This window comes from Pseudonocardia sp. TMWB2A, from assembly GCF_017312135.1.
In genome coordinates this window covers 3,602,170-3,620,019 of the sequence record NZ_QKQY01000002.1, presented here as the reverse complement: position 1 = coordinate 3,620,019, position 17,850 = coordinate 3,602,170, and the positions used below count along the sequence as shown (strand labels likewise).

The window sequence follows — 17,850 nt, the reverse complement described above, 5'->3', positions numbered from 1 at the left end:
GACGGCGAGGACGGTCACGGCGACTCCGCCGGACGGCACCGCCGGCACCGGGGACCACCCGGTGCGTCGGTGAGGAGAGGACGAGCGTGAGCAGCCCACCCCCGTACCCGGGTCGCCCCGGGGACCCGCAGGACCCGAACAACCTGGACCAGCCGACGCAGCAGAACCAGCCCTACGGCGGGCAGCAGTACGGCGAGCAGCCCGGTCAGCAGTACGGGCAGCAGCCACACGGACAGCAGCCGTACGGACAGCAGCCGCAGTACGGGGAGCAGCCCCCCGGCCAGCAGTACGGGCAGCAGCCGTACGGGCAGCAGCCCTACGGCGCGCAGGGCCACGACCCGGCCGCCTACCCGGACCGGCCGCCCGCCGGGCCGCCGGGGTGGCCGCAGGGCGGGGCGCCCGCGACCCCGCCGCGCAACGGCATCGGGATCGCCGCGCTGGTGCTCGGCATCCTCGCCGTGCTGCTCGGGTTCTTCCTGATCGGCGCCCTGTTCGGGGTCGTCGCGGTCGCGCTCGGCATCGTCGGGATCAGCCGGGCGTCCAAGGGCGCCGCCACCAACCGCGGGGTCGCGATCGCCGGGCTCGTGCTCGGCCTGGTCGGCATCGTCATCGCGATCGCCGTCGTCGCCTTCGGCCTCAGCGTGTTCAACCAGGTCGGCGGGGACGAGTACGTCAGCTGCGTGCAGCAGGCGGGCACCGATCAGTCCGCGATCGCGCAGTGCCAGCAGGACTTCGAGGACCGCCTCCGGGGGCAGCTGGACCAGGACGGCAACTGAGCCCGCGCCCGCGGGCCCCGTGGCCGGTCACCGGTCGCCCGGGCCCGCGGCGTGGAACGCACCCCCCGCACCGAACACCAGCCGGGCGAACCGCTCCCCCATCCGCAGGTGCGCCTCGGGACTCGGGTGCAGCCGGTCGGGCAGCGGCAGCTCGGCCGCGTCGGCGTCGCCGTAGAGCTCGCGGCCGTCGAGGTGGGCCAGCGCCGGGTCCTGCGGGGTGCGGCCGGCCACGATCCGGGCCAGCTCCTCGCGGATCACCGACAGCGTCAGCTTCCCCGCCGCCACCTCGGCCGGGTCGCCGGTCGCCCGGAACTGCAGCCGCCCGTCGACGACCTCCGGCGCTCCCGGGCCCGGGGTGTGCTCGTGGATCGGGCACAGCACCGGGGACACCACCAGCAGCGGGGTGTCGGGGTGCCCGTCGCGGATCGTGTCGAGGAACCCGTGCACGGCGGGTCCGAAGGCCCGTCGGCGCATCAGATCGGCGTTGACGATGTTGATCCCGATCTTGACGCTGATCATCGCGGCCGGGGTGTCGCGCAGCGTGCGAGCGACGAACGGGTCCAGCATCGCGCTGCCGGAGAACCCCAGGTTGACCAGCTCGACACCGGCGGAGCGGGCGGCGAGCGCGGGCCAGGTGGTGCTGGGGCCCGCGGCGTTGCTGCCCTGGCTGATCGAGCTGCCGTGGTGCAGCCACACGGGGCGCCCGCCGGGCGGGACGACGGCGACCGGCGCGTCGGTGCGCAGCGCGACGACCTCGGTGATCTCGTTGTGCGGCAGCCAGATCTCCACGAGCGCGTCGCGGCCGGGCAGGGTGAACCGCACCGGGCCGGGTGGGCCGTCGGTGACCGTGACCTCCCCCGTCGCCGGGTCGGTCATGAGGAGCTTGCCGCCGGAGGTCGTGGCGCTGCCCGCCGGCCGGCCGTCGACGAGCAGGTCGTAGGCGCCGTCGGGCCGCAGCGGGGCGCCGACGAGACCGATCCGGGTGCGCAGGGTCTCCAGCTCGACGGTCCGCGCGGCGGTGCGGAACACGACGCGCACCCCGGACGGCTGGCTCTGCGCGCCGGCCAGCTGCGGGTCGGTGTTGCGGGCGCGGGCGGAGGCGGGCAGCCGCTGCGGGAGCAGGCCCCGTTCGCCGTCGACGGCGTCGAGGACGCCGTGCAGCAGCTCGGGCCCGATCGCGGTGGTGATCACCCCGGCAGCCTGGCACGCGCGCGGCGCCGGTTCACCCGAGAATCGGACGGTGCTGATCGCCGCCGTCGTCCAGGCCGTCGCGACCGTGCTGCTGGCCGGGATCGCCTGGACCGTGCAGGTGGTGGTCTACCCGGCGTTCGCGCTGGTCCCGGCCGGGTCCTGGGTCCGCTACCACGCCGCGCACAGCCGGGCGGTCACGCTCGTCGTCGGGCCGCCGTGGGTCGCGCAGGGGCTCGCGACGGCGGCGCTGCTGGTCCTCGCGCCCGGCGAGCCGCTGGTGTGGGTGGCCGCGGTGGCGGCCGCCGCGGGCGTCGCGGTGACCCTGCCCGCGGTGTCGCTGCACGGCCGGCTCGACCCGGCCGCGCACCCGGGGGACCTGCGCCGGCTGCTGCGGGTCAACCTGGTCCGCGCACTGGTGTGGTCGGCCGGGTCCGTGGTGGGGGTCCTGCTGGTGACCGCCTCCGGCGCGTGACCCAGGATGGCCGGGTGACTGCGACCGAGGACGAGCGCACGGCGGCCGACGACCGCGCGCACACCGGGGTGGAGCGCGTGCTGGTGATCGCCGCGCACCCCGACGACATCGACTTCTCCTGCAGCGGCACCGTCGCGGTGTGGACCGCGGCCGGGGTCGCGGTGACCTACTGCCTCGTGACCGACGGCGACGCGGGCGGCTTCGACCCGGCCGTGCCGCGCAGCGACATCGCGGGCATCCGCCGGGCCGAGCAGACCGCCGCGGCCGCCGAGGCCGGCGTCACCGACCTGGTGTTCCTCGGCCACCCCGACGGGCGGCTGACCGTCACCCTGGAGCTGCGCCGCGACCTGGCCCGGGTGATCCGGCAGGTCCGCCCGGACCGGGTCGTCGTGCCGCAGCCGGTGCGCGACCTGCGCAGCATGTACGGCAGCCACCCCGACCACACCGCGACCGGCGAGGCCGCCCTGTGCGCGGTCTACCCCGACGCGCGCAACCCCTACGCCTTCCCCGAGCTGGCCGAGGCCGGGTACGAGGCGCACACGGTCGGCGAGGTGTGGGTCCTGGGTCCGGCCCCGGCCGACGACCCCGAGGGGGCACGGCACGTCGACATCACCGACACGATCGACGTGAAGATCGCGGCGCTGCGCGCCCACGCGAGCCAGACCGCGCACATGACCGGCCTGGAGGACATGATCGGGCAGTGGTCCGGGTCGCTGGCGAAGCGGGCCGGGTTCCCGCCCGGGCGGCTGGTGGAGTCCTTCCACGCGCTCGACACGCGCTGAGGCCCCCGGGCCCGGGTGCGCTCAGGCGGCGGCGCGGATGCGGACGTGGGTGCCCGCGTCGTCGCCCCAGACGTGCAGCAGGTCGCAGAGCTGGCGGGCGATCCAGATCCCGCGCCCGTGCGCGCGGCCCGGGTCCGGCGGGGCCAGGCCGGGCAGCGGGTCGGCGAGCCGGCCGCCGTCGTGGACCTCGCAGACGACGTCCTGCTCGGGCGTCCACAGCATGAGCCGCGCCGTGTGCGTCCCGTGGTGGACGGCGTTGGTGGCGACCTCGTTGACCGCGACGGTGACGTCCTCCGCGCGGCTGTCGGGGAACCCCTGGCCGCGCAGTGCCTCGTCGACGGCGCGGCGCACGTCGCGCAGCTGCGTGGCGTCGAAGCGGAACTCCTGCGCGGGGGCGCCGAGCTCGGCGGGCACCGGGGCGCCGAGGCCGTCGAGCAGCCGGCGCGGGTCGGCGTCGACACCGGTCGGGACGGGCCGGCCGTCGTCGAGGACGAACGGATGCGCGCGTCGCACGACCTCGGCGATGGGCCCGGGCAGGTCGGCGGGGAAGAAGCAGAGCAGCCGCAGCGGCAGGTCGGCCAGGGCGAGCGCCGCGGCCGCCTCGACCTCGCCCCAGTAGGCGCCGCGCGGGTCGTCGAGGTCCGCGGAGTGCTCGACGACGACGGTCACCGGCCCCGCGACCGCCCGGTGGCGGGCCCGCAGGACCCGGGCCAGCCGCGCCGCCTCGGTCTGGCCCGACGGACCGTCGGGCCCGCAGTCGCGGCGCAGCCGCAGCAGCCCGGCGACGGCGTCCGCGCCGAGGGCCTCGGCGACCCGGCCGCGCAGCGCGACCTCGGTGACCGGGCGGAGCAGGGTCGCCACCGACCCGCCCGCGGCGAGCGCGTCGAGCACGGTGTCGGCGAGCCGGTCGGTCAGGTCGCCGTCGCCGCCGTGCCGGCACAGGGCGTGCACCAGCCCGCTCACTCCGACCCACCTCCGGCGAGGCCCAGCGCGTCGGCGGGGCAGAGGGCGTGCCGCTCGCGGGTGCTCATCTCCAGCTGCGGGGCGAACCCCGCACCGCAGCGTTCGAGCAGCCGGGCCACACCGGGACGCAGGTTCACCAGCCGTAGCCGCACGCTGACCGGGAGCTCGTCGGCGGCGTGCACGAGGCTGACCGCACCGGCGACGTCGACGAACCGCAGCGCGGACAGGTCAGCGGTCAGCGTGCCCTCGCCGACGTCGCCGCGCACGACCCGGTCGATCAGCCTGGCCAGCACCCGGCGGACCTGGGGCCGGTTGGCGTGGTCGACCTCGCCGGCCAGCCGGACCCGGGCCGGGCCGATCTCGGTGACGCGCAGCAGGCTGTCGTCGTAGAGCGGGGCGGCGGTCAGCTCGGCGGGGTGCAGGCTGCGCATCGTCGCGATGAGCTCGTCGGGGTAGCGCAGGTGGTCGTAGACGCACAGCGCGCGCAGCGGGTGGTCGCGGACGGCGTCGTCGAGCCTGCGGTCGTACTCGTCGAGCACCTGTCCCCCGGGCCGGCGCAGGCCGTGGTCCATCTGGCCGCTGAAGCGCAGCCCGGCCCAGCCGTCGTCGAGGGCGGAGGTGACGTTCTGCTCCATCACCCCGGTCAGCTCGTCGAGCGGGGCGTGCAGGGCGGCGCGGGTGAACTCGCCCGGGACGAGCTGGAACTGCCCGGACCGCAGCGGCCCGGTGACGTCGACGCCGTCGTCGGCCAGGCGGGACAGGACCAGCCCGGCGGTGTCGTCGTCGAAGTAGGCGACCCGCTCCCCCGCCGTGAGCCCCTCGGCCAGGAACGCGGCGACGTCCTCGGCGAGCTGCTCGTCGCTGACCGGCACGGTCAGCACGTGCCGGTGGGGATCCCGTACCGGTGCGGTCACACGTCACCCCCGTCGTGGCGTCCCCGACGGCCCCCCGACAGGTGTGACGCTGCGTACACGATAAGTGATCACGGGTCCGACGGCGACCCGACGCTGTTGTTCAGGCGTGCCGAGGCGTAGAGTTAGCCGGACCGAACTCCGGTGTTCGGGGCGCACGGTGCGAGCAGGGGGCACGGGCGCCGATCAGGAGGTGGACGCCATGTTCCGAGCCGCTCCGCAGTCGCGGGCGACCGAGGTGCGCACGGTCGTGCTCGCCGGTGTGCTCATGGTGCTGCTGGCCGTCGCCACGATCGTCTCCGTGCCGCTGGCCCCCACCGCAGTCACCCTGGTCCTGGCCGCCGCCGCGCTGGCCGTGCGGCCGCTGGTCGTCGCCCACGTGCGCCGCGGCGCCCGGGCCGAGCGGGTCGCCGCGCGCCGCTGACGGCACCTACGGTGGGGGTCCCGCGACCCGAGGAGCCCCCATGACGACCGTCGGCGAGGCCGGCTGGCAGGTGCTGACCGCCCACGGCATCGACACCGTGTTCGGCAACCCCGGCTCGAACGAGCTGCCGTTCCTCGCGGCGATGCCCGACGGGGTGCGCTACGTGCTCGGCCTGCACGAGGGCGCCGTACTGGGCATGGCCGACGGCTACGCCCTGGCCACCGGCGGCCCGGCGCTGGTCAACCTGCACGCGGCGTCCGGGTCGGGCAACGCGATGGGCGCGCTCACCAACGCCGTCTACTCCCACTCCCCGCTCGTGCTGACCGCGGGCCAGCAGGTGCGGTCCACGGTCGGCCAGGAGGTCATGCTGACCAACGTGGACGCGGCCGCGCTGCCGCGCCCGCTGGTCAAGTACGCCGCCGAGCCCGCGTCGGCCCAGGACGTGCCGCGTGCGCTGTCCCAGGCGGTGCACACCGCGCTGCTGGCCCCCCGGGGGCCGGTCTACCTCTCGGTCCCCTACGACGACTGGTCCCGCGAGGCGGGCCCGGACGCCGCGCACCTGCCGTCCCGGCGTGCGACCGCCGCCGCCGAGCTCGGCGAGGCGGCGCTCTCCGAGCTGGCCGGAGCACTGGCCGGGGCGGCGAACCCGGTGCTGGTGCTGGGCCCGCAGGTCGACGCGGACCGGGCCAACGACCACGCCGTCGCCCTCGCCGAGCGGCTCGCCTGCCCGGTCTGGATCGCGCCGTCGGCGTCGCGGTGCCCGTTCCCGACCCGGCACCCGGCGTTCCGCGGGATCCTCCCGGCCTCGGTGCGCGACGTGTCCGACCGGCTGGCCGGGCACGACGTCGTGCTCGTCGCGGGCGCTCCGGTGTTCCGCTACCACCAGTGGGTCCCCGGTGACCTGCTGCCGGCGGGCACCCGGCTGCTGCACCTGACCGCGGACCCGGCCGAGGCCGCGCGGGCCCCGATGGGCGAGGCGTGGGTCGGCCCGGTCGGCCCGGCGCTGGCCGCGCTCGCCGGACGGGTGCCCGCCTCCGGGCGGGAGCCGCTGCCGCCCCGGTCCGGGCCGCCCGCACCGCGGGGCGCCGGGGACCACGTCCCGCCGCAGCAGCTGTTCGCGCTGGTCCGCGACGCGGCCCCGGCCGGGACCGTGCACGTCTGCGAGTCCACCTCGACCATCGACGACTTCGTCGCCCAGGCCGACCTCACCGAGCCGGGCAGCTACCTGTTCCCCGCCTCCGGCGGCCTGGGGTTCGGGCTGCCCGCCGCCGTCGGGGCGCAGCTGGCCCACGGCGACGCGCGCCGGGTGGTCGCACTCGTCGGCGACGGGTCGGCCAACTACGGCATCACCGCGCTGTGGACGGCGGCGCAGTACCGGGTGCCGGTGGTCTTCGTGATCCTGAAGAACGGCACCTACGGTGCGCTGCGCGGCTTCGCGGGGCTGCTGGGCACCGGGGAGACACCGGGCCTGGACGTCCCCGGCCTGGACTTCGTGAAGATCTCCGAGGGCTACGGCGTCCCGGCGGTGTCGGTGTCCGACGCCGCGTCGGCGGCGGCCGCGCTCAAGGATGCGTTCGCCGCCGACGGGCCGCGGCTGGTCGAGGTCGTCACGGCGCCGGGCGTGGCGTAGGCGCTCACACGGTCGCCGTTCACACCGTGGCCAGCGCGGCGTAGCGGCCCGCGTCGGCGAGCAGCTCGTCGTGGCTGCCGGACTCGACGATCCGGCCGTGGTCGACGACGGCGATCCGGTCGGCGTCGCGCACGGTCGAGAGCCGGTGCGCGATGGTGATCGTCGTCCGGCCGTGGGCCAGCGCGTCGAACGCGGCCTGCACGGCGCGCTCGGTGCGGGTGTCCAGCGCACTGGTGGCCTCGTCGAGGACCAGCACCTTCGGGTCGCGCAGCAGCGTGCGGGCGATCGCGATGCGCTGCTTCTCCCCGCCGGAGAAGCGGTGCCCGCGCGAGCCGACGACGGTGTCGTAGCCGTCGGGCAGGCCGGTGATCAGGTCGTGGACCTGCGCGGCGCGCGCGGCGGCCTCGATCTCGGCGTCGGTCGCGTCCGGACGGGCGTGGCGCAGGTTCTCCCGCACGGTGGCGTGCAGCAGGTAGGTGTCCTGCCCGACGACACCGACGATCCGGGTGAGGTCGGCGGCGGCCATGTCCCGCAGGTCCACGCCGTCGATGGTGACCCGGCCCGCGGTCGGGTCGTGCAGCCGCGCGACCAGCCCCGCCAGGGTGGTCTTGCCCGAGCCGGTCTCGCCGACCAGCGCCAGGGTGGTCCCGGCCGGGACGTCGAGGTCGATCCCGGCGACGGCGGCGGCGTCGCTGCCCGGGTAGGCGAACGTGACGCCCTCGAGGCGCACGTGCCCGCGTACGCGGTCGTGGTCCACCGCAACCGGGTGCTCGGGCTCGACGACGTCGACGGTCAGGTCCAGGTACTCGAAGATCCGGGCGAACAGCGCCAGCGACGCCACGATCTGGACCCCGACGCTGAGCAGCCCCATGACCGGCCGGAACAGCCCGCCCTGCAGCGCGGTGAACGCGACCAGGGTGCCGATGCTCATCGTCCCGGCCGCGAACGGCAGGCCGGCGGCGAGGTAGATGACCGCCGGGACGGCGGCGAACACGACCTGGGTGACGGCCATCGTCCAGCGTCCGGCGAGCTGGGAGCGCAGCTCCAGCCCGATCAGCCGCGACGACGAGGTGGTGAACCGGCGGGTCAGCTCCGGTCCGCTGCCGAGGGTCTTGGACAGCGCGACGCCGTCGACGGACAGGCTCTCCTCGACGGTGACGTTCAGGTCGGCCAGCTCCCGCTGCTGGGCGGCGGTGATCGCGCGGCGGGTACGGGCGACCCGGCGGGTCAGCAGGATCGCCGGGGGCAGCACGACCAGCGAGACCAGGGTGAGCTGCCAGGACAGCGCCAGCATGGCGACCAGGGTCGCGACGGTGGTGGTCAGGTTCGACGCGACCGAGGTCGCGGTGTTCGTGACCACCGACTGCATGCCGCCGATGTCGTTGGTGATGCGCGACTGCACCTCACCGGTGCGGGTGCGGGTGAAGAAGGCCAGGCTCTGGCGCTGCAGGTGGGCGAAGACGCCGGTGCGCAGCCCGTGCATGACCTCCTGGCCGATGCGGGTGGAGATCCAGGTCTGGGCGACGCCGAGCGCGGCGGTCACCGCGGCGACCGCGACCATCCCGCCGGCGAGCCAGGCGAGCAGGGTGACGTCGCGCTGCGGCAGCGCCACGTCGATGACCTCGCGCAGCAGGAACGGCGAGGCCATCCCGACGATCGACGAGGCGACGATCGTCACGACGACGACCGAGAGCGGGCCCCGGTGCGGGGCGAACAGGGCGCCGATGCGCCGTAGCGAGACCGCGCGGGCCTGTTCCTTCTCCTCCGGTGAGGAGGTGCGGGTGTCGGGCCGGCCGGGCCGGTTCGGGGGTCGGGGGTCCAAGGGGAGCTCCTCACGATGCTGCGCCACAATGCTGTGGTTACCTCACTATGAGGCAACAACAGTGTCGCTTGCTAGTCTGTTCCCGTGCCGGAACCCGACTTTCCGAGTGACCTCGTCGACGCGTTCTGGGCCGTGGCGCGGCGGCTGCGGCACACCTCCGCCGAGCGGCTGGCGGACTGGGGGCTGTCGCCGTCGCAGGCCAGGGCGCTGATGGTGCTGGCCCGGCACGGCGAGATGCGCCCCGGCGAGCTGGCCGGGCACCTGCGCATCGCGCCCCGCTCGGCGACCGAGGTCGTCGACGCGCTGGCCGGGCTCGGGATGGTGGAGCGCGCGGCGGACCCGGGCGACCGCCGGGCCGTGCTGCTGCGGCTGACCGGCGACGGCGCGGCGACCGCCGGTGCGATCCGGGCGGGCCGCGCCGACGAGGCGCAGCAGTTCTTCGGCAGGCTCGGCGACCACGACCGGGCCGAGCTCGCCCGGATCCTGGGCACCCTGCGCGACGAGGTGCACCGCGACGCGCACCGCGGGCCGGGCTGCGACGCACCCGCCGCCCCCTGACCCGACCCGGGTCACACCGCGCGTCGGACAGGCCCGGCGCGGGGTAGTCCCCCGGCATGGACATCGCCGAGAACGGCCGGACCCTCACCCTCACCGTCGGCCACGCGGAGCTGGTGATCCGCCGCCGCTACGAGGCGCTCAGCATCGCCAACGACGTCCTGATCGGGATCTGGTTCGTCGTCGGCAGCGTGCTGTTCCTCTCCGAAGCGACGAGCTACGCCGGGACGTGGCTGTTCGTCGTCGGATCGATCGAGATGCTCATCCGCCCGGTGATCCGGCTGGCCCGGCACCTGCACCTCCGCCGGATCTCGGGCAACCCGCCCGAGGCCGGTCACGACTTCTGACCGGCCACCGCGCAGAGCCCGGGGAGGTCGGCGACGCCGTCGACGACGTCGGTCGGCCCGGCCGCGAGGAGCTCGGCGCGGGTCTGCGCGCCGGACAGCACCGCGACCACCCGCCCGGCGGCGGCGTTGCGGCCTGCCTGCACGTCGAGCACCGTGTCGCCCGCGGTGAGGACCGCACCGGGGTCCTCGACCCCCGTCAGCGCCATCGCCCGGTGGACCATCGCCGGGTCGGGACGGCCCGCGCCGACCTCCTCGGCGCAGACCACGGCGTCGAGCGCGCCGGTGAACGCCGCGGGCAGCGCGGCCAGCAGGGGGTCGGTCACCTGCCGGTCGAAGCCGGTGGTGAGCACGACGGCGGTCCCGGCGGCCCGCAGCGCCGCGCACGCCCGGATCACGCCGGGCAGCGGGCGCGGCCGTGCGGCGGCGTAGGCGTCGGCGAGCGCGGCGACGAAGGCGTCGTGCAGCTCCTCGACGTGGGCCGGGTCGCCGCATCCGGTGAGCGCGGCCAGCGCCTCGCGCTTGTCGGCGCCCATCCAGCGGCGGATCGCGGCGTCGTCGCCCGCGTGCCCGGCCTCCCGGACGACCTCGGCGAGGACCCGGTAGACCGCTCCCCCCTCGTCGACGGTGGTCCCGGCGATGTCCAGTGCGGCGAGTCGGATCACGTGTCACTCCCGAGACGGCGGCGGACCAGCGCGGACAGCTGGTCGACCGCGACGATCAGCACCAGCACGACGAGGATGTGGGTGAGCATCTCGTCGAACCGGAACAGCTGGATGGACTGGTTGATGAGGAACCCGATGCCGCCGGCGCCGACCAGGCCGAGCACCAGCGACGAGCGGACGTTGACGTCGAAGCGGTAGAGCAGCAGCCCCACCAGCTGCGGGGTGACCGACGGCAGCAGCGCGTGCACGGCGACCTGCAGCCGTCCGGCGCCCGCGGAGCGCAGCGCGGTGGGCGGGCCGGGGTCGGCGTCCTCGACGGTCTCGGCCCAGAGCTTGCCCATCACGCCGATGTTGTGCAGGACCAGCGCGAGCACCCCGGGGAACGGGCCGAGCCCGACCGCGGTGACGAAGACCAGTGCGAACACGACGTCGGGCACGGCACGAAGGAACGACAGCAGGCCACGGGCGGCCTGGTAGGTGACCGGCCCGGGAGCGGTGCCGCGGGCGGCGGCCAGGGCGAGCGCCAGCGCGAACGGGATCGACAGGGTGGTGCCGAGCAGCCCGATCCACAGCGTGACCAGGGCTCCCTGCAGGCTCGGCCCCAGGACCGCCCAGGACAGATCGGGCGGGATCGCCTCGGTGAGGAACTCGGCCATGCCGTCGGCGCCGCCGAGCAGCGTCGCGAACGACATCTCGGTGGTGCGCCAGGCGATGACGTGCACGACGAGCAGCACGACGACGACCGTCGCGGCCAGGGCGAGGGTGCGCGGGTCGCGGCGCCGCGGCGGGACGGGGACGCGACGGACGTCCGGGGCGGTGCTGGTCACGGTGCGGCCTCCAGGGCGGCCGCCGGCTCACGGTGGTCGGCGGTGTCGGGGTAGAGCGCGCGGACGTCGCCGCCGGGTGGTCCGTCGAGGACGACGTGCCCGGACCGCAGCCCGACGACGCGGTCGGCGTGCCGGGCGGCGAGGTCGGGCTGGTGCAGGACGGCGAGCACGGCGAGGCGCTCGGTGTGGGCGAGCTCGGCGAGCAGGCCGAGCACCTGCTCGGCGGCGGCCGGGTCGAGCGCGGACACCGGCTCGTCGGCGAGCAGGACCCGGGCGCGCTGGCACAGTGCGCGGGCGACGGCGACCCGCTGCTGCTGCCCGCCGGACAGCGACCCGGCGCGGTCGTGGGCGCGGTCGGCGAGGCCGACGCGGTCCAGGCAGCCCACCGCCTCCTCCCGCAGCGCCCGCGGGAACAGGGCCGGGACCAGCGAGGACCGCAGCGGGAGCCGTCCCAGTGCGCCGGCGCAGACGTTGTCGAGCACGGTGCGCCGGGTGACGAGGTGGATCCGCTGGAAGACCAGGGCGACGTCGAGCCGTCCGCGCGGCCGGCCGTCGACGAGCACCCGGCCGAGGTGCGGGGTCAGCCCGGCGGCGGCGCGCAGCAGCGTCGACTTGCCCGAGCCGTTGGCGCCGAGGACGGCGAGCAGCTCCCCGGCGTGGACGTCGACGTCGACGCCGTGGAGGACCTCGCGGTCGCCGTAGCGCACCCGGGCGCCGCGGACCGCCAGCAGCGCGCTCACTGGACGTCCTTCTCGGTCAGGCCGAGCGTGCGGGCCAGCTCGAACAGCGGCGCGTAGGTGTCGCGGGTGACCGGCACGAGCTTCCCGGGCGGGGTGACGTCGAGCAGTGCGCCGATCTCCCCCACCGCCTGCGGGTCGAGGTTCAGCAGGGCGTCGGTGACGGCGGCCTTGAACGCCGGGGCGAGGTTGCCGCGCACGGTCACCGGGTCGTTGGGGATCGGCGCGGACGTCCAGACCCGGCGGAACCCCGCCGGGTCGAACGTCCCCGACGCGGTCGCCGAGGCCAGCTGCTGGGAGTTGATCTCGGCGGCGTCGACGGTGCCGTTGGTCAGCGCGAGCAGCGCCTCGGGGTGGCCGCCGGCGTAGTCGACCCGGACGTCGGCGGGGGCGAGCCCGGCGTCGAGCAGCGCCTTGCGCGGGAGGGCGTCACCGGAGGTGGAGCCGACCGAGCCGAGGGCGAGGGTGCGGCCGCGCAGCTGGGCCACCGTGGTGACGTCGGAACCGCGCGGCACCCAGATCCCGGCGGTGTAGGCGGACAGCTCACCGGTCGCGGTGCCGAACGAGGCGACCGGCTCGGCCCCGGCGCGCTCGGACGCGAAGACGTAGCCGAGCGGGCCGAAGATCCCGATCTCCAGGCGGTCGTTGCGCATGGCGAGGACCTCGGCCGCGTAGTCGTCGGTGACCTGCACCTGGACCGGGCAGCTCAGCCGGCGTTCGAGGGCGTCGCCGAGGATCTCCGCGGCGGGCACGAGCTTCGCCGGGTCTTCGAAGGGTTCGATGCCCATCCGGATCTGCCCACCGGGGCAGGTGGGCGACTCGGCGGCGGCGGGGCCGGACGGGCCGGCGCAGGCGGTGAGGGCGAGGCTCGCGGCCAGTGCGGCGACGACGAGCAGGCGGGGGCGGCGCATGGGGGTCTCCCGTTTCAGAGGACGCGGTCGAGCACGGCCGGTGCGAGGCCGAACGCGGTGGTCATGCCGATGCCGGAGGTGACCGCGACGGCGGTCGTCGCCGGTGCGACCGGGCGGATCAGGAACTCGCCGGGGGCGTCGGCGTAGACGCCCCGCCAGCGGCGGACGACGTCGACGCCGGTCCCGAGCAGCGCCCGGGTCTCGGCGAGCAGCAGGTCGTCGAGGGTCTCGTCGGTCCAGGGTTCGGGTGTGCGGTCGTAGTGGTGGGTGTCGCCGACGACGAGGTCGCCGCCGGGCAGCTGGGTGAGCATGTGGTTGACGCCCGCGTCGAGCAGCTCCGGCCGCTCGGTGCGCCAGCGCTCGCGCAGCGCGGCGGCGCCCGCGGTGCCCGACAGGGCCGGGTAGCGCAGCATCGAGCTGCCGGTGAGCACGGCCGGGCCGATCGTGAGCGGGGTGTGCGGGCGGACCTGCAGCATCTGCAGGACGCAGCGCCGCAGGCCCGCGTCGTCGGCGAGGCCGGGGACGAGGCGGTCCAGGTCGTGACCGACGCAGAGGAGGACCCGGTGGGCCCGGAACTCCCCGCGCCCGGTGCGGACGACCACCGGGCCGTCGCCGCTCGCGTCCCCGATCCCGCCCGCGCCGATCCCGCCCGGGCCGGCCCCGGCGCCGGCCGCGTCGATGCCGTGCACCGGGCAGCCGAAGTGGATCTCGGCACCGGGCCGGGCCGCGAGCCACGCCGCGATCGCCCCGGCCGCCCGGCGCTGCTCGATCCTCAGGTCACGCGGCAGGAACGCCCCGCCGTGCAGTCCCTCGCGGGCGACCGGGACCCGGCCGACGACCCGCGCCGGGTCGAGCAGCTCGACGTCGTCACCTCGGATGGCCGCGAGCTCCTCGAGCGCGGCGCGCTCCTCGGCCGACCGGGCGACGACCACGGTGCCGCACTCGGCGACGCCGAACCCGGCCTCGGCGCCCAGCCGCAACCAGGTGCCACGGCCACGGGTGGCGAACTCCAGCGCGTCGCCGGTCTGGGCGGTGAGGCAGCCGTGGCCGAAGTTGCGCACCGAGGCCCCGACGGCGTGCTCGTCGCGCTCGAGCACGGTCACGGCCAGGCCGCGCTCGACGGCCTCGACGGCGTGGGCGAGGCCGACGACGCCGGCCCCGACGATCAGGAGGTCACTCGTCCGGGTCACGGCGGCGACGGTGCCAGCCGGATGTCCCGCACCGCAATGACTTGTCGATACAAGTCGGGATCCGTTCACCTGCCCGACCCCTGGACGTCGTGCTCAGCGGCCTGACGCTTGTAGAGTCACCGTCCGTGGGGACCCCGTTGCACCGCACACTGGCCGACGAGCTGCGCACCCGGATCCGCAGCGGCGCGATCGGTGTCGGCGAGGCGCTGCCGTCCGAGGCCGAGCTGTGCCGGGAGTTCTCGGCCTCGCGCGGCCCCGTCCGCCAGGCACTGGCCGCCCTGCGCGACGAGGGCCTGATCGGCGGCGGGCAGGGCCGGCGCCCGGTGGTGCTCGACGCGGTGCCGGCCCAGCCGTTCGAGTCGTTCCTGTCCTTCACCCGGCGCGCGGAGCTGACCGGCCACGTCCCGGGCCAGCGCCTGCACGAGATCGCGCTGCGGCACCCGTCGCCCGCGGTCGCGGCGGCGCTGGGCCTGGAGCCCGAGGACTACGCGGTCCAGCTGATCCGGCTGCGCCTGCTCGACGACCGTCCCGCGATGCTGGAGCGGATGACCTACGTGGAGAAGGTCGGGCGCGCCCTGCTCGACGCCGACCTCAACGCCGGGTCGATCTACGCCCTGCTCACCGGCCAGGGCGTCGACCTGCACGCGGCCCGGCACACCTTCGACGCCGTCGCCGCCGACGAGCTCGACGCGTCCCTGCTCGACGTCGAGGTCGGACACCCCCTGCTCCGCGAACGACGGCTGACCTGGGACTCCGCCGGGGACGCCCTCGAGTGGTCGGAGGACCGCTACCGCCCGGACGTCGCGACCGTGACGGTGACGAACACCCGCAGCGGGCGGGGTGGGTTCGCGCGGGAGTGAGCGGGTGGGGGGCGCCCGCGGGCCGGCGGCGACGAGTCCCCGCCGGCGACCGCGGTGCCCGGGCCCGGTCGCGCCACGGATCGGGGCCCGCGGGCTCGGGCTCCGGCTCGCCCCCCGGCCCGGCCCGGCTCGGCTCCGGCTCGGCTCGGCTCAGCTCCGTCCCGGCTCGGCTCGGCTCCGTCCCGGCTCGGCTCCGCCCCGCCCCGGCTCCGCCCCGGCCTGGCCTGGCCCGGCCCGGCTCCAGCTCCGGGCTTCGCGATGATCGACCGCCACCGGGACCGCGCCCGCGGTCCGCTGCACAACGGCACCGGACCGGAGTCGCACCGCCGCCACAGTCGCCGCCGCCTTCGTCGCCGCCACCCCTGCCGCCGCCACCCAGAGGTGCCCCTGTTCTGAATTCGCTTACCGGGTAAGCGAATCGACACACATCCCCCTCCGGAGCGGGAGGACAACCGCCCTGCCGAATCGGTTCATGCGATGAGCTGTTCCCGCAGACCCCCGGAGTCGGGTCCGCCGTGGCGCATCGGGTGGATGCGCGCCACACCAGCGGCCGGCATCCGTACGCCCGGAGAAGCCCAGACATGGTGCTCGGAACCTCTTCGGGCGGGCGGCGGCGACGGCAGCGCCCCGGCCCCACCGGACCCGCACCCGCGCCCGACCCGACCCGGTCCGGCCCGGCCCGGCCCGGCCGGACGATCGGGAGCGACGTCAGGGACGCACGGCCTGGCGCGGCGCCGCACCCGGCGCCCCGGCGGCGGCGAAGGCGTCGTCGAGCGCGTCGAGGGACCACGGGCCACCGGTCAGCTCGGCGAACGGGAACCGCGTGTGCTCGGCGACGAGGAACGCGACCGCGGCGGCGAGGTGGCGGGGGGCGTAGTTGTGCACGCCGACGACCGTGTGCAGCCCGCGGACCAGGCGTTCCGGGTCGAGTCCCACCGCGGGGCCGGGCGACACCGAACCGGCGAGGACGGCGGTGCCGCCGACGTCGAGCGCGTCGAGGCAGGCGCGCACGGCGGCGGGTGCACCGGACAGCTCCAGCGCGACGTCGAACGCCCGCTCCGGCGGGGTCCCGACCGTGTCCGCGGCGCCGAAGCGGCGGGCCCGGTCGCGGCGGTCGGCGTGCGGGTCGGCGACCACGACCTCGGCGCCCGCGCGGGAGGCCATCGCCGCCGCGGTCACACCGAGCATGCCCGCACCCGTCACCAGCACCCGCGCTCCCGGGCCCGGCGAGCCGGCGGCGTCGAGGACCGCGGCGACCGTGGCCGTCGCGCACGAGGCGGGTGCGGCGACCTCGTCGGGCACCGCCGAGGGGACGACGACCGTCGCCGTGCCCGGCGCCAGCAGGCAGTGGGTGGCGAACCCGCCGGTCAGCGGGCGGGCCTCGTCCAGCGGGGCGTGGCCGTACTTGTGCAGGTCGGTGCACTTCTGCGGGATCCCGCGACGGCAGCGGCGGCACTCCCCGCAGGACGCGGCGACCGAGAAGACGATCCGGTCGCCGGTCCGGACCGGCGCGCCGTCGACGTGGCGCAGGCCCGGCGCCGTCGCGACGACCCGCCCGACCTGCTCGTGCCCGAGCACGCCCGGCACCGGCGACGAGCGGTGCCCGCGGGTCGTGTGCAGGTCCGAACCGCACACCGTCGCCAGATCGACCGCCACCAGGACCTCACCCGGCCCCGGCTCGCCGAGCGCGGTCGTGACCAGGCGGAACGGGGCGCCGACGCCGTCCCAGCGGGCGTAGCGGGCGGTCGTCACGGGAGCTGCCATGCCCGCGACGGTCGCACCACCTCGCCGGGCCGTCCACCACCCTGTATGGACAAGTTGGTGAACGCACGGCGGCGCGGTTCACCGGCACCGGGCGGGGGTACGCCGCGCGGGCACCGCACGAACGACCCGGAGGCACCCCGATGTCCGACAGCACGCTCAGCAAGGACCCCACCGCGGACCCGGCGGAGCACGAGGCCTACTTCCCGTCGCCGTACTCGCTGGACGCCTACACCGCGCCGAGGACCGACTTCGACGGTCTCGCCACCGAGCGGCACGCCTGGTCCGGCGGCCGCTGGAAGGTGCTCGTCCTGGCCACCGACGAGCGCTACCTGCGCATGGGCAACGGCACCTTCTTCTCCACCGGCAACCACCCGGTGGAGACCCTGCTCCCCCTGCACCACGTCCTGGAGGCCGGGTTCGGCGTCGAGATCGCGACGCTCACCGGCAACCCGGCGAAGTTCGAGTGGTGGGCCTACCCCGGCGAGGACGAGGCGGTCGGCAGCGCCCGCGACAAGCTGATCGCCCAGTGGCGGGCCCCGAAGTCGCTGGCCGAGGTCGTCGAGCGCGAGCTGGGCGAGGACTCGGACTACCTCGCGGTGTTCGTCCCCGGCGGGCACGGTGCGCTGTCCGGGCTGCCGTTCTCCACCGACGTCCGCGACACCCTGGAGTGGGCGATGCGCACCGACCGGCTCGTGGTGTCACTGTGCCACGGGCCCGCCGCGTTCCTCTCGACCCGCATCGGCCGCGGCCGGTCGGTGTTCGAGGGCTACGAGATGTGCGTGTTCCCCGACGCGCTCGACGCCGGCGCCAACATCGACATCGGCTACCTGCCCGGCGAGATGCCGTGGCTGCTCGGCAAGGCCCTGCAGGACGAGGGCGTCCGTGTGGTCAACGACGACATGACCGGCCGCTGCACCACCGACCGCAACCTCATCACCGGCGACAGCCCCCTGGCCGCGAACGAGCTGGGCAAGCTCACCGCGACCGCACTGCTGGAGCACGCCCGCCGCCGCGGCTGACCACTGC

General features: G+C 75.9%; 19 protein-coding genes. 9 read left to right on the top strand and 10 right to left on the bottom strand.

Annotated features, from left to right (window positions below; genetic code table 11):
• Positions 1-86 precede the first annotated feature (86 nt).
• The gene (locus DMP17_RS31540) at positions 87-776 is read left to right on the top strand and encodes a DUF4190 domain-containing protein (RefSeq protein WP_226365249.1); all 690 of its coding nucleotides are present in this window, start codon (positions 87-89) and stop codon (positions 774-776) included.
• A 27-nt stretch (positions 777-803) separates the two neighbouring features.
• On the opposite strand, the gene DMP17_RS31535 is transcribed toward DMP17_RS31540, so the two are convergent.
• Entirely contained in the window at positions 804-1,967 is a 1,164-nt protein-coding gene (locus tag DMP17_RS31535; RefSeq protein ID WP_337831444.1) for an SGNH/GDSL hydrolase family protein, read from the bottom strand.
• Between the two features lie 49 nt (positions 1,968-2,016).
• Here DMP17_RS31535 and DMP17_RS31530 point away from each other — a divergent pair, with 49 nt between their 5' ends.
• Complete coding sequence (locus DMP17_RS31530; RefSeq protein WP_337831443.1) at positions 2,017-2,439, top strand: hypothetical protein; 423 nt, start codon at positions 2,017-2,019, stop codon at positions 2,437-2,439.
• 14 nt (positions 2,440-2,453) lie between these two features.
• Entirely contained in the window at positions 2,454-3,221 is a 768-nt protein-coding gene (locus DMP17_RS31525) for a PIG-L deacetylase family protein (protein WP_226365251.1), read from the top strand.
• A gap of 21 nt (positions 3,222-3,242) precedes the next feature.
• Here the strand turns inward: DMP17_RS31525 and DMP17_RS31520 are convergent, their stop codons facing one another.
• A complete protein-coding gene (locus DMP17_RS31520) occupies positions 3,243-4,184 on the bottom strand; it encodes an ATP-binding protein (protein WP_226356975.1) in 942 nt (313 codons plus the stop codon).
• On the bottom strand, positions 4,181-5,098 hold the full coding sequence (locus DMP17_RS31515; RefSeq protein WP_226356974.1) for an MEDS domain-containing protein: 918 nt from the start codon (positions 5,096-5,098) through the stop codon (positions 4,181-4,183). Before DMP17_RS31515 ends, DMP17_RS31520 begins: the two co-directional genes overlap by 4 nt.
• Before the next feature lie 199 nt (positions 5,099-5,297).
• Between DMP17_RS31515 and DMP17_RS31510 the strand changes: the two genes are divergently transcribed.
• On the top strand, positions 5,298-5,519 hold the full coding sequence (locus DMP17_RS31510; protein WP_226356973.1) for a hypothetical protein: 222 nt from the start codon (positions 5,298-5,300) through the stop codon (positions 5,517-5,519).
• 40 nt (positions 5,520-5,559) lie between these two features.
• Complete coding sequence (gene mdlC, locus DMP17_RS31505) at positions 5,560-7,149, top strand: benzoylformate decarboxylase (RefSeq protein ID WP_337831442.1); 1,590 nt, start codon at positions 5,560-5,562, stop codon at positions 7,147-7,149.
• Positions 7,150-7,168: 19 nt separating this feature from the next.
• Here the strand turns inward: mdlC and DMP17_RS31500 are convergent, their stop codons facing one another.
• Positions 7,169-8,971 carry an ABC transporter ATP-binding protein gene (locus tag DMP17_RS31500; RefSeq protein WP_337831441.1) on the bottom strand — a complete coding sequence of 601 codons (1,803 nt, stop codon included), beginning with the start codon at positions 8,969-8,971 and terminating at the stop codon, positions 7,169-7,171.
• A gap of 84 nt (positions 8,972-9,055) precedes the next feature.
• Here DMP17_RS31500 and DMP17_RS31495 point away from each other — a divergent pair, with 84 nt between their 5' ends.
• Both DMP17_RS31495 and DMP17_RS31490 read left to right on the top strand, forming a co-directional pair.
• A complete protein-coding gene (locus DMP17_RS31495) occupies positions 9,056-9,529 on the top strand; it encodes a MarR family winged helix-turn-helix transcriptional regulator (RefSeq protein WP_226356971.1) in 474 nt (157 codons plus the stop codon).
• Between the two features lie 56 nt (positions 9,530-9,585).
• Positions 9,586-9,873 carry a YrhK family protein gene (locus DMP17_RS31490; protein WP_337831440.1) on the top strand — a complete coding sequence of 96 codons (288 nt, stop codon included), beginning with the start codon at positions 9,586-9,588 and terminating at the stop codon, positions 9,871-9,873.
• Here DMP17_RS31490 and DMP17_RS31485 read toward each other — a convergent pair.
• Genes DMP17_RS31485 through DMP17_RS31465 form a run of 5 tightly spaced genes read right to left on the bottom strand, consistent with a single transcriptional unit; the run spans position 9,861 to position 14,200 of the window.
• The gene (locus tag DMP17_RS31485) at positions 9,861-10,535 is read right to left on the bottom strand and encodes a phosphonatase-like hydrolase (RefSeq protein WP_337831439.1); all 675 of its coding nucleotides are present in this window, start codon (positions 10,533-10,535) and stop codon (positions 9,861-9,863) included. The two genes, DMP17_RS31490 and DMP17_RS31485, sit on opposite strands and share 13 nt — an antisense overlap.
• Positions 10,532-11,362, bottom strand: coding sequence for a phosphonate ABC transporter, permease protein PhnE (gene phnE, locus DMP17_RS31480; RefSeq protein WP_226365257.1), 831 nt, complete (start codon positions 11,360-11,362; stop codon positions 10,532-10,534). Before phnE ends, DMP17_RS31485 begins: the two co-directional genes overlap by 4 nt.
• Positions 11,359-12,102, bottom strand: a complete 744-nt coding sequence (locus tag DMP17_RS31475; protein WP_226365258.1) for a phosphonate ABC transporter ATP-binding protein — start codon at positions 12,100-12,102, stop codon at positions 11,359-11,361. Before DMP17_RS31475 ends, phnE begins: the two co-directional genes overlap by 4 nt.
• A complete protein-coding gene (locus tag DMP17_RS31470) occupies positions 12,099-13,010 on the bottom strand; it encodes a phosphate/phosphite/phosphonate ABC transporter substrate-binding protein (protein WP_337831438.1) in 912 nt (303 codons plus the stop codon). The genes DMP17_RS31475 and DMP17_RS31470 overlap by 4 nt, the downstream gene beginning before the upstream one ends.
• 14 nt (positions 13,011-13,024) lie before the next feature.
• Positions 13,025-14,200 carry a TIGR03364 family FAD-dependent oxidoreductase gene (locus DMP17_RS31465; protein WP_337831437.1) on the bottom strand — a complete coding sequence of 392 codons (1,176 nt, stop codon included), beginning with the start codon at positions 14,198-14,200 and terminating at the stop codon, positions 13,025-13,027.
• Positions 14,201-14,325: 125 nt separating this feature from the next.
• Between DMP17_RS31465 and DMP17_RS31460 the strand changes: the two genes are divergently transcribed.
• Positions 14,326-15,060 (top strand): GntR family transcriptional regulator, encoded by a 735-nt coding sequence (locus DMP17_RS31460; protein WP_202968498.1) that lies wholly within the window; start codon positions 14,326-14,328, stop codon positions 15,058-15,060.
• Positions 15,061-15,768: 708 nt separating this feature from the next.
• Here the strand turns inward: DMP17_RS31460 and DMP17_RS31455 are convergent.
• The gene (locus DMP17_RS31455; protein ID WP_337831436.1) at positions 15,769-16,824 is read right to left on the bottom strand and encodes an alcohol dehydrogenase catalytic domain-containing protein; all 1,056 of its coding nucleotides are present in this window, start codon (positions 16,822-16,824) and stop codon (positions 15,769-15,771) included.
• Between the two features lie 140 nt (positions 16,825-16,964).
• Here DMP17_RS31455 and hchA point away from each other — a divergent pair, with 140 nt between their 5' ends.
• Complete coding sequence (gene hchA / locus DMP17_RS31450; protein ID WP_337831435.1) at positions 16,965-17,843, top strand: glyoxalase III HchA; 879 nt, start codon at positions 16,965-16,967, stop codon at positions 17,841-17,843.
• The last annotated feature ends 7 nt before the right edge of the window (positions 17,844-17,850 follow it).

What these genes read in the sequence shown, in the direction of transcription:
- DMP17_RS31510 (WP_226356973.1), top strand. Translation starts at nt 5,298, where the DNA reads ATGTTCCGAGCCGCTCCGCAGTCGCGGGCGACCGAGGTGCGCACGGTC.
- mdlC (WP_337831442.1), top strand. Translation starts at nt 5,560, where the DNA reads ATGACGACCGTCGGCGAGGCCGGCTGGCAGGTGCTGACCGCCCACGGC.
- DMP17_RS31490 (WP_337831440.1), top strand. Translation starts at nt 9,586, where the DNA reads ATGGACATCGCCGAGAACGGCCGGACCCTCACCCTCACCGTCGGCCAC.
- DMP17_RS31470 (WP_337831438.1), bottom strand. Translation starts at nt 13,010, where the DNA reads ATGCGCCGCCCCCGCCTGCTCGTCGTCGCCGCACTGGCCGCGAGCCTC.
- DMP17_RS31455 (WP_337831436.1), bottom strand. Translation starts at nt 16,824, where the DNA reads ATGGCAGCTCCCGTGACGACCGCCCGCTACGCCCGCTGGGACGGCGTC.
- hchA (WP_337831435.1), top strand. Translation starts at nt 16,965, where the DNA reads ATGTCCGACAGCACGCTCAGCAAGGACCCCACCGCGGACCCGGCGGAG.